General features: G+C 59.2%; 12 protein-coding genes. 10 read left to right on the forward strand and 2 right to left on the reverse strand.

The window, feature by feature from the left end:
• Nucleotides 1–2: 2 nt before the first annotated feature.
• Together pncB and AC3WTM_RS13910 are read right to left on the reverse strand one after the other, a co-directional pair.
• Nucleotides 3–1229 (reverse strand): nicotinate phosphoribosyltransferase, encoded by a 1227-nt coding sequence (pncB, locus tag AC3WTM_RS13905; RefSeq protein WP_102669257.1) that lies wholly within the window; start codon nt 1227–1229, stop codon nt 3–5.
• A 111-nt stretch (nt 1230–1340) separates the two neighbouring features.
• Nucleotides 1341–2252, reverse strand: coding sequence for a LysR family transcriptional regulator (locus AC3WTM_RS13910; protein WP_102669256.1), 912 nt, complete (start codon nt 2250–2252; stop codon nt 1341–1343).
• Between the two features lie 174 nt (nt 2253–2426).
• Between AC3WTM_RS13910 and amaB the strand changes: the two genes are divergently transcribed.
• The 10 genes from amaB (at nt 2427) to AC3WTM_RS13960 (ending at nt 13563) form a co-directional block, all read left to right on the forward strand.
• A complete protein-coding gene (gene amaB / locus AC3WTM_RS13915) occupies nt 2427–3917 on the forward strand; it encodes an L-piperidine-6-carboxylate dehydrogenase (RefSeq protein WP_102669255.1) in 1491 nt (496 codons plus the stop codon).
• Between the two features lie 154 nt (nt 3918–4071).
• The gene (amaA, locus tag AC3WTM_RS13920; RefSeq protein WP_102669254.1) at nt 4072–5355 is read left to right on the forward strand and encodes an L-pipecolate oxidase; all 1284 of its coding nucleotides are present in this window, start codon (nt 4072–4074) and stop codon (nt 5353–5355) included.
• Between the two features lie 362 nt (nt 5356–5717).
• Nucleotides 5718–6851 carry an ABC transporter substrate-binding protein gene (locus AC3WTM_RS13925; RefSeq protein WP_008048115.1) on the forward strand — a complete coding sequence of 378 codons (1134 nt, stop codon included), beginning with the start codon at nt 5718–5720 and terminating at the stop codon, nt 6849–6851.
• A gap of 240 nt (nt 6852–7091) precedes the next feature.
• Nucleotides 7092–8006: an ABC transporter permease subunit gene (locus AC3WTM_RS13930; RefSeq protein ID WP_007979705.1), complete on the forward strand. Its 915-nt coding sequence runs from the start codon at nt 7092–7094 to the stop codon at nt 8004–8006.
• Between the two features lie 3 nt (nt 8007–8009).
• Complete coding sequence (livM, locus tag AC3WTM_RS13935) at nt 8010–9293, forward strand: high-affinity branched-chain amino acid ABC transporter permease LivM (protein ID WP_090452840.1); 1284 nt, start codon at nt 8010–8012, stop codon at nt 9291–9293.
• Nucleotides 9290–10162, forward strand: a complete 873-nt coding sequence (locus tag AC3WTM_RS13940) for an ABC transporter ATP-binding protein (RefSeq protein WP_090452841.1) — start codon at nt 9290–9292, stop codon at nt 10160–10162. Before livM ends, AC3WTM_RS13940 begins: the two co-directional genes overlap by 4 nt.
• The gene (locus AC3WTM_RS13945; protein ID WP_057712220.1) at nt 10159–10875 is read left to right on the forward strand and encodes an ABC transporter ATP-binding protein; all 717 of its coding nucleotides are present in this window, start codon (nt 10159–10161) and stop codon (nt 10873–10875) included. Before AC3WTM_RS13940 ends, AC3WTM_RS13945 begins: the two co-directional genes overlap by 4 nt.
• 293 nt (nt 10876–11168) lie before the next feature.
• Nucleotides 11169–11417 (forward strand): hypothetical protein, encoded by a 249-nt coding sequence (locus AC3WTM_RS13950; RefSeq protein ID WP_102669253.1) that lies wholly within the window; start codon nt 11169–11171, stop codon nt 11415–11417.
• A 297-nt stretch (nt 11418–11714) separates the two neighbouring features.
• On the forward strand, nt 11715–12485 hold the full coding sequence (locus tag AC3WTM_RS13955; protein ID WP_102669252.1) for an SDR family oxidoreductase: 771 nt from the start codon (nt 11715–11717) through the stop codon (nt 12483–12485).
• 172 nt (nt 12486–12657) lie between these two features.
• Entirely contained in the window at nt 12658–13563 is a 906-nt protein-coding gene (locus AC3WTM_RS13960) for a cation diffusion facilitator family transporter (protein WP_102669251.1), read from the forward strand.
• Nucleotides 13564–13568 lie beyond the last annotated feature (5 nt).

Here is a 13568-nt window from a genome sequence, read left to right on the forward strand (position 1 = left end):
ATTCACTCCTTGCTTGATGTACTTGAAAGGGCGGCAGGAACCTGGAAAACGTGTCGCAAGTAAGCGACGAAATTCGGGTCTTTACAGTGCGTCTTGCCTGGCTCGTCGGAGATCTTCGCCACCGGCTGGCCGTTGCAGGCGGTCATTTTAAGCACGATGCTCATCGGTTCGACACCCGGAATATCACACGTCAGGTTGGTACCGATGCCGAAGCTGACATTGATCCGACCGCGCAGCGCCCGGAATATCTCCAGAGCCCTGGGCAGGGTCAGGCTGTCGGAGAAAGTCAGCGTCTTGCTCATCGGGTCGATGCCGAGCCTGTGATAGTGGGCGATGGCTTTTTCTGCCCAAACCACCGGATCGCCTGAGTCGTGGCGCAAGCCGTCGAAAAGCTTGGCGAAAAAAAGATCGAAATCGCCGAGGAAGGCATCAATGGTGATGCAGTCGGTCAGGGCAATCCCCAGCAGGCCACGGTATTCACGGACCCAGCAATCGAGTGCGGCAATCTGGCTGTCGATCAGCCGCGGACCAAGTTGCTGGTGCGCCATGATCCATTCGTGGGCCATGGTGCCCAGGGGTTTCATGTCCAGCTCCCGGGACAGGTGAACGTTGCTGGTGCCGACGAAGCGTCCAGGGAAATCGTGCTTGAGCACATTCACTACTTCTTCCTGCACTCGGTAGGAAAAGCGACGACGGGTGCCGAAGTCGGCCACCTGCAATTCGGATAATTCGTCGCTGCTGGCATTGGCGCTCAGCCAGTCGAACTTGCGATAGAGCTGCTCGCGGGCCTGTTCCAGCACGACTTCGCGGTAGCGATAGCGGTTGCGCACCTCGCTGACCAGCGCCAGCAGCGGCACTTCGAACAGGATCACATGCAGCCAGGGGCCCCGCAGCCGGATAAACAGTTCACCGTTTTCGAGGCCGGTGTGGATGTAACGCAGGTTGAAACGAAACAACCCGAGAAAGCGCAGGAAGTCCGGCTTCAGGAAGCTGATGCGTTCCAGAAAGCTCAACTGGTCGGCGCTCAGGCTCAGTTCGGCAAGGCGCTCGATCTGGAATCGGATTTCCGCCAGGTACGGGCGCAAGTCCTCGCTGTTACGGCAACGAAACTCCCATTCGACTTCGACGTTCGGGTAGTTGTGCAGCACCGCCTGCATCATCGTCAACTTGTAGAAGTCGGTGTCGAGCAGGTTCTGCACGATGCGATCGGCAAACACGCTCTCGCTCATAACGGGAATCTCCGGCGTTGCAGCGGTATTGATCAGTGGCGCTAGTGGCGCATATCACTAGCAAGGAATGCCAGCAATTTTTTGGCTGCAGCAAATCCTCTGTGGGAGGGTTTAATGTTGCATCACATCCGGGCTATCGATCTGCTCCAGCATCCACTTCACAAAGTCCCGCACCTTGGGGACTTCCGCCGAATGTTCCGGGTACGCCAGGTAGTACGCGTCGGTGCTGGGCATTGCATGCTGCCAGGGAATGACCAGCTTGCCGTCGGCCAGTTCCTCTTCCACCAGAAAGCGCGGCAGCAACGCCACGCCGCAGCCGACCTGGGCGGCGCGGATGCACATGTAAAAGGTTTCGAAGCGCGGTCCGTGGTAGCTGTGCTCGGTGTGGTAGCCCTGATGGTCGAACCAGTCATGCCAGGCCTGGGGGCGGGAAGCGTTTTGCAGCAGGACCAGGTCAGTCAGTTGCGTAGGATCGGTAAACGGTGTGTCCGGCAGGCTGCCCGGGGCGCACACCGGCACCAGCTCTTCGCCGAACAGCTTCAGGCATTCGGTGCCGGGCCGTGAGCCCTGGCCGAAGTAGAACGCCAGGTCGCTGCGACCTTGCAGCAGGTCGTCGGCTTCCTGCTCGCTGCACAGGTCCAGGTGGATCGACGGATGCCGCAGGCGCCAGCCTTTCAGGCGCGGCACCAGCCAGCGCGCACCGAAAGTGGGGGGCGTCGAAACCCGCAGGACTTCTGTTTCACCACCGTAGGAGCGTAGGTAATGGGTCGACATCTCGACCTGCGTGAGGATTTTTCGCACCTCAACCAGGTACAGATCGCCAGCCGGCGTCATCTGCAGGCGGCGGCGTACCCTGCGAAACAGCAGGTGCTGCAACAGCTCTTCGAGTTGCGCGACCTGTTTGCTCACGGCGCTTTGGGTCAGGTTCAACTCTTCGGCGGCCCGGGTGAAGCTCAAATGCCGGGTGACGGCCTCGAAGCACTGCAATGCAGCGATCGATGGCAAGTAGCGTTTATTCAGCATGGGCGGTCCTTGGTTCTTGTTTCTTGTTGCCAGCAATGCACAGCATGAATAAACGGAATGATATCTCTCTTAAAGGTCGTTTGTTGAGTAACCTCCGGGCAGCTAAAACTACAGGTCTGATCAGCCGTGATTTTCCGGCTGCACGTGTTCTGTCTTTTGCTTGAGGAGTGACCCATGGTTGCCGCATTGCTTGATCGTCTAGGTGTGAACCCGGCCCTGTACCAGAATGGCAAAGTGCCGGTGCATTCGCCGATCGATGGCAGCAGGATCGCCGCTGTTAACTGGGAAGGCGCGGCTGAAGTCGAGCAACACATCAGTCGCGCAGATCATGCGTTCGAACTGTGGCGCAAGGTTCCGGCACCGCGCCGTGGCGAGTTGGTGCGGCAACTGGGTGACATCTTGCGTGAATACAAGGCCGACCTCGGCGAACTGGTGTCCTGGGAGGCCGGCAAGATCACCCAGGAAGGCCTGGGTGAAGTTCAGGAAATGATCGACATCTGCGACTTCGCCGTCGGTCTGTCCCGTCAGTTGTACGGTCTGACCATCGCCTCCGAGCGTCCTGGCCACCACATGCGCGAAACCTGGCACCCGCTGGGCGTTGTCGGAGTGATCAGTGCGTTCAACTTTCCGGTCGCGGTCTGGGCCTGGAACGCCACGTTGGCGCTGGTGTGCGGCAACCCGGTGATCTGGAAACCGTCGGAAAAGACTCCACTGACCGCACTGGCTTGCCAGGCGCTGTTCGATCGCGTGCTGAAGAACTTCAGCGATGCACCACCGCACCTGAGCCAGGTGATTATTGGGGGTCGCGATGCCGGCGAAGCCCTGGTCGATGATCCGCGTGTCGCACTGGTCAGCGCCACCGGCAGTACCCGCATGGGTCGTGAAGTGGCGCCGAAAATCGCCGCGCGTTTTGCCCGCAGTATCCTGGAACTGGGCGGCAACAACGCGATGATCCTCGGCCCAAGCGCCGACCTGGACATGGCCGTTCGCGCGATTCTGTTCAGCGCCGTCGGCACCGCCGGTCAGCGCTGCACCACCCTGCGTCGCCTGATCGCCCATGAATCGGTGAAAGAAGAAATCGTCACCCGCCTGAAAGCTGCGTACTCGAAAGTGCGTATCGGCCATCCACTGGAAGGCAACCTGATCGGCCCGCTGATCGACAAGCAAAGCTTCGACAACATGCAGGATGCGCTGGAGCAGGCCTTGAGCGAAGGCGGCCGGGTGTTTGGCGGTGAGCGTCAGCTGCAAGACAAGTTCCCGAATGCCTACTACGTGTCGCCGGCTATCGTCGAAATGCCGGAGCAAAGCGATGTGGTCTGCCACGAAACCTTCGCTCCCATCCTGTACGTGGTTGGCTACAGCGATTTCCAGGAAGCCCTGCGCCTGAACAACGCCGTGCCACAAGGCCTGTCCTCGTGCATCTTCACCACCGACGTGCGTGAAGCCGAGCAGTTCATGTCGGCGGTGGGCAGCGACTGCGGCATTGCCAACGTCAACATCGGCCCGAGCGGCGCGGAAATCGGCGGCGCGTTTGGTGGCGAGAAAGAAACCGGCGGCGGCCGTGAGTCCGGCTCCGATGCATGGCGCGGCTACATGCGCCGCCAGACCAACACCGTGAACTATTCGCTGGAGTTGCCGTTGGCGCAGGGCATCACGTTCGATTGACAGGTGCCTTCCTGTAGGAGCGAGCTTGCTCGCGATGGACGTCAACGATAACGCGTGTTTGCTGCATAACCGTGTTGCCCTGACGTTTTTCGCGAGCAAGCCCGCTCCCACATTTGAAGTATGTGTTTGTTAGGTTTCTGCTTGGAGTCTGGCAATGCCGTTACGCGAAGAGTGTCTGTGGGAAAAACTGACGCCGCAAAGGCCGGACAATTCGGCCCTCACGGGTGAGGTTACGGTGGATGTCTGCGTCATCGGCGCCGGGTTTACCGGTTTGTCGGCGGCGGTGCATCTGCTGGAGCAGGGCAAGACTGTTTGCGTGCTGGAGGCCCATCGCGCCGGCCATGGTGGTTCCGGGCGCAACGTCGGGCTGGTCAATGCCGGGATGTGGATCCCTCCGGACGAGATCGAAGCCGGGTTTGGCGAGGCGGTTGGCAGCCAGCTCAACCGCATGCTGGGTGCAGCGCCATCCCTGGTGTTCAGCCTTGTGGACAAGTACAACATCGATTGCCAGTTGCGCCGCGAAGGCACGCTGCACATGGCGCATAACGCCCGTGGCGAGGCCGACTTGCGCAGTCGTGAAGAACAATGGAAGCGCCGCGGTGCGCCAGTAGAACTGCTCACCGGTCAGGCCTGCGAGCAAGCCACCGGCACGAAAAAGATCGCCGCGGCATTGCTCGATCGCCGCGCCGGCACACTCAACCCGATGGCCTACACCACGGGGCTGGCCAAAGCGGCCATCGGCCTGGGCGGTCAATTGTTCGATCATTCCCCGGTCACCCGACTCGAACGTCAGGGGCAGCGCTGGTCAGTACAGACTGCCCAGGGCTCGGTCATGGCCGAGAAAGTAGTGATTGCCTCCAATGCCTACACCGAAGGCGACTGGACGCAATTGCGGCGCAATTTCTTCCCCGGTTACTACTATCAAGTGTCCTCGGTGCCGCTGACCGAAGAAGCCGCCCGGCAAATTCTGCCCGGTGGCCAGGGGTCCTGGGACACCCGCCAAGTGCTCAGCAGTATCCGTCGAGACAAAGACGGTCGCCTGCTGCTTGGCAGTCTCGGTAATGGCAATCAGAAACCGGCCTGGTTCCTCAAGGCCTGGGCCGACCGCGTGCAGCAACACTATTTCCCGTACCTCAAGCCGGTGGAGTGGGAGTGCACCTGGACCGGTTGCATCGCCTTCACCCCCGATCATTTGATGCGCCTGTTCGAACCGGCGCCCGGTTTGGTGGCAGTCACCGGTTACAACGGCCGGGGCGTGACCACGGGCACGGTGGTCGGCAAGGCGTTTGCCGACTACTTGTGTAACGGAAATCCTCAAGCGCTACCGATTCCCTTTGCACCCATGCAGCCACTGGCCGGGGTGGGGTTGCGCAGCTGTCTGTATGAGGCGGGATTCTCGCTGTATCACGCAGGCCAGTGCCTGCGGATCGTGATCTGAATGTTGATTTTTGCAGTGGGAGGCGGCGCTTTTTCGATCTGCGGCTAGCCTGTAGTGGTGCGGGTTGTAGCAGTTCCGCACCAGCAGTGTGCACTTCGGTGACGCACGTTGTTACAGGCTGGTTGCACGTTGTTTAAAGCCGCGGTTGCAATGATGGCGCAGTCGGGTTGCGCCTCAAATAATAAATGGTTTTACCTTCTGCGGTTTAGACGGTTGCACGCCCAATGAAAATGGGACCGAAACAGTCGAAATAACAAGAAAGCAGCGACTTTTTTCAGAATAAAAAACCGATGGCACGGCCCTTGCTCTGAGCATTCAGTGAAGTCGCAGTGCCAATTAAAAAAACCATGGAGCACCACCTCATGTCCCAGACGTTTTACAAGAAAGGCTTTCTGGCCCTCGCAGTGGCAACTGCGCTGGGTGTTTCTGCATTTGCTCAGGCTGACATCAAGATCGGCGTAGCGGGACCAATGACGGGCGCCAACGCGGCATTTGGCGAACAGTACATGAAGGGTGCACAGGCCGCGGCCGATGCGGTCAACGCGGCTGGCGGGGTTAACGGGGAAAAAATCGTACTGGTCAAGGGCGATGACGCCTGCGAGCCGAAACAAGCTGTGACGGTCGCCAAGGACCTGACCAACCAGAAAGTCGCCGGCGTAGTCGGTCACTTCTGCTCTTCCTCGACCATTCCGGCTTCCGAGATCTACGACGAAGCGGGCATCATCGCCATCACCCCGGGTTCCACCAACCCGGCCGTTACCGAGCGCGGCCTGAGCGCCATGTTCCGTATGTGCGGGCGTGACGACCAACAAGGCATCGTGGCCGGCGACTACATCGTCGATGTGCTCAAGGGCAAGAAAGTTGTCGTGCTGCACGACAAGGACACCTACGGCCAGGGCCTGGCGGATGCTACCAAGGCTCAACTGGTCAAGCGCGGCGTAACGCCTGTGCTGTATGAAGGCCTGACCCGTGGCGAGAAAGACTTCAGCACCATCGTGACCAAGATCCGCGGCGCCGGCGCTGACGTCGTCTACTTCGGTGGTCTGCACCCGGAAGCCGGTCCTCTGGTGCGTCAACTGCGTGAACAAGGCCTCAAGGACGTCAAGTTCATGTCCGACGACGGCATCGTGACCGACGAACTGGTGACCACCGCTGGCGGCCCGCAATTCGTTGACGGCGTGCTGATGACCTTCGGCGCCGACCCACGCCTGCTGCCAGACAGCAAGACCGTGGTAGACGCATTCCGCAAGGCCGGTACCGAGCCTGAAGGCTACACCCTGTACGCCTACGCTTCGGTCCAGACCCTGGCAGCAGCCTTCAACGGCGCCAAGTCCAACAAGGGCGAAGAAGCGGCTGCGTGGCTGAAGAAGAACCCGGTCAAGACCGTCATGGGCGAGAAGACCTGGGACAGCAAGGGCGACCTGAAAATCTCCGACTACGTGGTTTACCAGTGGGACAAGGATGGCAAATACCACCAGCTGGAAAAACAGAAGTAAGGGCTGACTCAATCGGGTGAACCCCACGGGTTCCCTGTGGGAGCGAGCTTGCGCGCGATGACGGACTGGCAGGCAACTCATTCGTTGAATGTTAAACCGCAATCGCGAGCAAGCTCGCTCCTACAGGGGGCCGTGGTGGCCTGCCTGATCGTGGCTGACATTGCTCCGACGTATATCTGTATTTTCCTTAGAGGAACCGCACAGCCACATGTGCAGGTTCTCATTGCGTGAGATTGCGTTATGGATGGTATTTTCCTGCAGCAACTGGTCAACGGCCTGACCCTCGGGTCGGTCTATGGCCTGATCGCCATCGGCTACACAATGGTCTATGGCATCATCGGCATGATCAACTTCGCCCACGGCGAGGTTTACATGATTTCCGCTTACCTCGCGGCAATCAGTCTGGCTCTGCTGGCTTACTTCGGTATCGAATCTTTTCCGCTGCTGATGCTTGGCACACTGATCTTCACCATCGTCGTCACGGCAGTGTATGGCTGGGTCATCGAGCGTGTCGCTTACAAACCCCTGCGTAACTCCACTCGACTTGCACCGCTGATCAGTGCGATCGGCATCTCTCTGATCCTGCAAAACTACGCACAGATCTCCCAGGGCGCGAAGCAACAAGGCGTTCCGACTTTGCTCTCGGGTGCCTGGCGCGTTGATATCGGTACCGGTTTCGTTCAGTTGACCTACACCAAGGTCTTCATTCTGGTCGCAGCGTTCGTCGGGATGGGCCTGCTGACCTACGTCATCAAATACACCAAGCTCGGCCGCATGTGCCGTGCAACCCAGCAAGACCGCAAGATGGCTTCGATCCTGGGGATCAACACCGATCGAGTGATTTCCTACGTGTTCATCATCGGTGCAGCGATGGCGGCCCTGGCCGGCGTGCTGATCACCATGAACTACGGCACGTTCGACTTCTATGCCGGCTTCATCATCGGGATCAAGGCGTTCACTGCCGCGGTGCTCGGCGGGATTGGCTCACTGCCCGGCGCAATGCTCGGCGGGATCATTCTCGGGATTTCCGAGTCGCTGTTTTCCGGTCTGGTGAACTCGGACTACAAAGACGTTTTCAGCTTCTCGCTGCTCGTTCTCGTTCTGGTCTTTCGGCCCCAAGGCCTGCTCGGCCGTCCTCTTGTGTCGAAGGTGTAAGCGATGTCTTCAACCACTAAAAAAACCATTGATCTCAAAAGAAGCCTGGTTGACGCGATTCTTGCCGGCCTGGTGGCCCTGATTGTGTTCGGCCCGATTGTCGGCGTAGTCCTCGACGGCTACGGCTTCAACCTGGAAGCGACCCGGGTGGCATGGATTGTCGCCATCGTCATGGCCGGCCGTTTTGCCCTTAGCCTGTTCCTGCAAACCCCCAAGGGCCTGAGAATCCTCGAGGGATTTGAAACCACCGGATCCGGGGTCCATGTACTGCCGCCTGATTACAAATCCCGGCTGCGCTGGATCATCCCGCTGATGATTGTTATCGCGGTGGTATTCCCGTTTTTCTCCAACTCGTACCTGTTGGGCGTGGTCATCCTCGGGCTGATCTACGTGCTGCTGGGGCTGGGGCTGAACATCGTGGTCGGCCTGGCCGGCCTGCTCGACCTTGGTTACGTGGCGTTCTACGCCATCGGTGCCTACGGCCTGGCGCTCGGATATCAATATCTTGGGCTGGGCTTCTGGACGGTGTTGCCGTTGGCGGCGATTACCGCTGGACTGGCCGGTTGCATCCTCGGTTTCCCGGTGCTGCGCCTGCACGGTGATTACCTGGCGATCGTGACCCTGGGCTTCGGTGAAATCATTCGGTTGATCCTCAATAACTGGCTGACCCTGACCGGCGGCCCGAATGGCATGGCAGCGCCGTTGCCCACCTTCTTCGGCATCGAGTTCGGAAAAAGGGCGAAAGAGGGCGGGGTGCCGTTCCATGAGTTCTTCGGCATCGCCTACAACCCTGACGTGAAGTACTACTTCATCTACGCCGTGTTGTTCCTGGTGGTCCTGGCCGTGCTGCACATCAAGCATCGCCTGACCCGCATGCCGGTCGGCCGCGCCTGGGAAGCCCTGCGCGAAGACGAAATCGCCTGCCGCTCCATGGGGCTGAACCACGTGCTGGTCAAGCTCTCGGCGTTCACCATCGGCGCCTCGACGGCCGGTCTGGCCGGGGTGTTCTTCGCCACCTACCAGGGCTTTGTCAACCCGACCTCGTTCACCTTCTTCGAATCGGCACTGATCCTCGCCATCGTGGTACTCGGTGGCATGGGTTCGACCATAGGCGTGGTGATTGCAGCGTTCGTGCTGACCGTCGCCCCGGAGCTGCTGCGTGGCTTCGCCGAGTACCGCGTGCTGCTGTTCGGCATCCTGATGGTGTTGATGATGATCTGGCGACCGCGCGGCCTGATTCGGATCAGCCGTACCGGTGTGACCCCGCGTAAAGGAGTAGCGCCATGAGCGAAGTCGTACTCAGTGTAGAAAAACTGATGATGCACTTCGGCGGCATCAAGGCGTTGAATGATGTCAGCCTGAAGGTCAAGCGCAACTCGATCTTCGCCCTGATCGGCCCCAACGGCGCCGGCAAGACCACCGTGTTCAACTGCCTGACCGGGTTCTACAAGGCTTCCGGCGGCAAGATCGAACTCAACGTGCGTGGGCAACAGACCAATGTCATCCAGTTGCTCGGCGAATCGTTCAAGCCGACCGACTTCGTTTCGCCAAAAAGCTTCATCACCCGGATGCGCTACAAGATGTTCGGCGGCACCCACCTGGTGAACCGCGCCGGCCTGGCAAGGACCTTCCAGAACATTCGCCTGTTCAAGGAAATGTCGGTGCTGGAAAACCTGCTGGTAGCCCAGCACATGTGGGTCAATCGCAGCATGCTCGCCGGCATCCTCAACACCAAGGGCTATCGCAAGGCCGAAAGCGATGCTCTGGACCACGCGTTCTACTGGCTGGAAGTGGTGGATCTGGTGGACTGCGCCAACCGCTTGGCCGGTGAACTGTCCTACGGTCAGCAACGCCGCCTGGAAATCGCCCGGGCCATGTGCACCCGTCCGCAGATCATCTGCCTCGACGAACCGGCCGCCGGCCTCAACCCTCAGGAAACCGAAGCGCTGAGCGCGATGATCCGGCTGCTGCGCGACGAGCACGATCTGACCGTGGTGCTGATCGAACACGACATGGGCATGGTTATGAGTATCTCCGACCACATTGTGGTGCTGGACCACGGCATCGTCATCGCCGAGGGTGGCCCCGACGACATCCGCAACGACCCGAAAGTGATTGCCGCTTATCTGGGCGCGGAAGAAGAGGAGGTGGTATGAGTAAACCCATCCTCGAGCTCAAGGAACTGGACGTGTTTTACGGGCCGATCCAGGCCCTTAAAGGTGTCTCGCTGCACATCAATGAAGGGGAAACCGTCAGCCTGATCGGCTCCAATGGTGCCGGCAAGTCGACCCTGCTGATGTCGATCTTCGGCCAGCCAAGGGCGGCGGACGGGCAGATCCTCTATCAGGGCGTGGACATTACCCACAAGTCGTCCCACTACATCGCCTCCAACGGCATTGCGCAATCGCCGGAAGGGCGGCGGGTGTTCCCCGACATGACAGTCGAAGAAAACCTGTTGATGGGCACTATCCCCATTGGCGACAAGTACGCCAAGGAGGACATGCAGCGCATGTTCGAGCTGTTCCCCAGGCTCGAAGAGCGGCGTACCCAGCGGGCGATGACCATGTCCGGTGGCGAGCAGCAGATGCTGGCTATCGCCCGGGCCCTGATGAGCCGGCCCAAGTTGTTGCTGCTCGATGAGCCAAGCCTGGGCCTGGCGCCGATTGTGGTGAAGCAGATCTTCGCCACCCTGCGGGAACTGGCCAAGACCGGCATGACTATCTTTCTGGTGGAGCAGAACGCCAACCACGCCCTGCGGTTGTCGGACCGGGCTTACGTGATGGTCAACGGCGAAATTCGCATGACCGGCACCGGCAAGGAGTTGTTGGTCAACGAGGATGTGCGTAGCGCCTATCTCGGCGGGCACTGAGTTTCAGTGGTTGTACACAAGCCCCGGCGCGCAATCGCCGGGGCTTTTTTACATCTTCAAAACACCACTGAACCCTGTGGGAGCGAGCTTGCTCGCGATAGCGGTGTGTCAGTCTCCACGATGCAAGCTGTGCCGCAGTCATCGCGAGCAAGCTCGCTCCCACAGGTTTTTGGCATGCCTCTGGGAAATTGTGGAAAACAATATTCCCAAGCTCGTAAAGCGCGACATAAAGCCGCTGCAAATAGTTGTTTTGTCACGGTTTTGACTTGTCCCCGTTTGCTGTGGAACCGGCTGTGAATAACGTGGGAGTAGCTGGCTGCAGGCCTTTTAAACCGTGGCTTGCAGAGGTGTGGTTGTTTTTTGATCAAGTGTTTTTGCGCAGCTTGCAGGCCGCTTTGTCAACCTTTTTGTTCGGGATGAAAATGCATGGAGTCGGCGTGGACAAGCCTGTGGATAAGTCTGTGACTAAACTCTGGAAAGACTCGGCTGAAGGCCGTGGTTGCTGGCTTGGCGCCATCGCTGGATTGACCCGTCAGTCATGAAAATGGCCAAGGGCTACACAGCAGGCGCTTGAGGGTCAAGCAAAAAAGTTTCAAAACCCCGCGCAAAGCCTTGTGGATAGCGGCTTGCAGCTTTTCCACTTGCCCCCAAAGACTGTGGATCGGCCTGTGGATAACGTGCGCGCACATGGCTGTAGGCCACGCTGGTCAAGGGGTTGCCGGGATTGAGCGTTTTTTGAACAAATTGAACGGTGGTTGCCGCTGTGAACAAGGCCGGGCATGCTGCCTGCTGATTTTCTATTCCAATGGCTGGCGATCAGCCGAAGCAAGGAGAACACGATGTCCAACACCCTGTTTATTACCGGCGCGACCTCCGGTTTTGGTGAAGCCTGTGCCCGTCGTTTTGCCGAAGCCGGCTGGAAACTGGTGCTGACTGGCCGTCGTGAAGAGCGCCTCAATGCGTTGTGCGCTGAGCTGTCGAAGCAGACGGAAGTCCATGGGCTGGTGCTTGATGTGCGTGATCGCAAGGCCATGGAGGAGGCGATTGCCAATCTGCCGCCATCCTTTGCAAAACTGCGCGGATTGATCAACAACGCCGGACTGGCCCTGGGGGTTGATCCGGCGCCCAAGTGCGACCTGGACGACTGGGACACCATGGTCGATACCAACGTCAAAGGCCTGATGTACAGCACACGTCTGTTGTTGCCGCGCCTGATCGCCCACGGTCGAGGTGCCGGTATCGTCAACCTGGGGTCCATCGCCGGCAACTACCCGTACCCGGGCAGCCATGTGTATGGCGCGACCAAGGCGTTCGTCAAACAGTTCTCCCTGAACCTGCGCTGCGACCTGCAAGGCACGGGCGTGCGGGTCAGCAACATCGAGCCGGGCCTGTGCGAGAGCGAGTTCTCGCTGGTGCGTTTTGCCGGTGACCAGGAGCGCTACAACGCCACTTACGCTGGCGCCGAGCCGATTCAGCCGCAAGACATCGCCGAGACAATCTTCTGGGTGCTCAATGCCCCGGCGCACATCAACATCAACAGCCTGGAGCTGATGCCGGTGAGCCAGACCTGGGCCGGGTTTGCTATTGATCGCAGTGGTGGCAAGGCTTAATACCGAGGCATCGTTCTTCGCGACCAAGCCCGCTCCCACATTAGACCGCGATCCAATGTGGGAGCGGGCTTGCTCGCGATGGGGCCGGACCAGACAAAACCGGACATCAGCTAGACTCCTCCCTCAAGCAATCCGCCGCACCCGGCGGTCTAGAGGTATCCGAGGAGATCAAGTGAGTAATCGAAGCGAGCAGGCGCTGCTCAAGCAATCGACCTTCCTGATGCTCGCCGTAACATTCGCCGGGATCATCACCGGCTTTGTTTCGGGCGCCCAATCCATTCTGTTCGATGGCTTCTTTTCGTTGATCGCGGCCTTCATCAAGGTCCTGATGCTGATCACCGCCCGGCTGATCGCCAAGGAAAGCAACCATCGCTTTCAGTTCGGTTCCTGGCACCTGGAGCCCATGGTGCTGGTGATCGAAGGCAGTTTCATATTCCTGGTGGCCGTTTATGCCTTTCTCAACGGTGTGTTCGGCATCATCAGTGGTGGTCGCGAAGTCGAACTCGGTCTGGTGATTTTCTACGCGGCCTTCTTCACTGTCGTTGAGCTCATTTATTTCTTCTACGTCCGCCAACGCAATCGCACGCTCAACTCATCGCTGATCCAGTTCGACAACATCAGTTGGCTGGTGGACGCGATGCTGTCGGCGGGACTGCTGGTGAGTTTCCTGATCGCACTGCTGCTCAAGACTCAGGGTTACGACAAGTGGGCGGTGTATGTCGACCCGATGATCCTGATTCTGCTGGCCTTGGGCATGCTCCCCCCGGCGTTCAAAATCCTCGGGCCGGCGTTGCGCGATGTGCTGGGGATCGTCCCGGATCAGCTGGACGACAAGGTGCGTCAGGTGATGGAGGTCGTGAAGGCCGAGCATGGTTTCGACGATTACATTTCCTACGTGCAGAAACACGGGCGTGCGTGTTTTATCGAGATTCACATCGTATTGCCGAAGGATTACCGGCTGGACGGCGTGGGGCAACTGGACAGTCTGCGCGAGGAAATTTCCAAAAAGCTTGGCGAGCCGGATGCCGCTCGATGGCTGACCATCAGCTTTACCGGGGACCGCAAGTGGATTGAGTGATTGGA

Source organism: Pseudomonas sp. EU05-FHT14B02 (assembly GCF_058791055.1).

Coding starts and splice junctions, on each gene's coding strand:
- pncB (WP_102669257.1), bottom strand. CDS start 1,229: ATGAGCGAGAGCGTGTTTGCCGATCGCATCGTGCAGAACCTGCTCGAC.
- AC3WTM_RS13910 (WP_102669256.1), bottom strand. CDS start 2,252: ATGCTGAATAAACGCTACTTGCCATCGATCGCTGCATTGCAGTGCTTC.
- amaB (WP_102669255.1), top strand. CDS start 2,427: ATGGTTGCCGCATTGCTTGATCGTCTAGGTGTGAACCCGGCCCTGTAC.
- amaA (WP_102669254.1), top strand. CDS start 4,072: ATGCCGTTACGCGAAGAGTGTCTGTGGGAAAAACTGACGCCGCAAAGG.
- AC3WTM_RS13925 (WP_008048115.1), top strand. CDS start 5,718: ATGTCCCAGACGTTTTACAAGAAAGGCTTTCTGGCCCTCGCAGTGGCA.
- AC3WTM_RS13930 (WP_007979705.1), top strand. CDS start 7,092: ATGGATGGTATTTTCCTGCAGCAACTGGTCAACGGCCTGACCCTCGGG.
- livM (WP_090452840.1), top strand. CDS start 8,010: ATGTCTTCAACCACTAAAAAAACCATTGATCTCAAAAGAAGCCTGGTT.
- AC3WTM_RS13940 (WP_090452841.1), top strand. CDS start 9,290: ATGAGCGAAGTCGTACTCAGTGTAGAAAAACTGATGATGCACTTCGGC.
- AC3WTM_RS13945 (WP_057712220.1), top strand. CDS start 10,159: ATGAGTAAACCCATCCTCGAGCTCAAGGAACTGGACGTGTTTTACGGG.
- AC3WTM_RS13955 (WP_102669252.1), top strand. CDS start 11,715: ATGTCCAACACCCTGTTTATTACCGGCGCGACCTCCGGTTTTGGTGAA.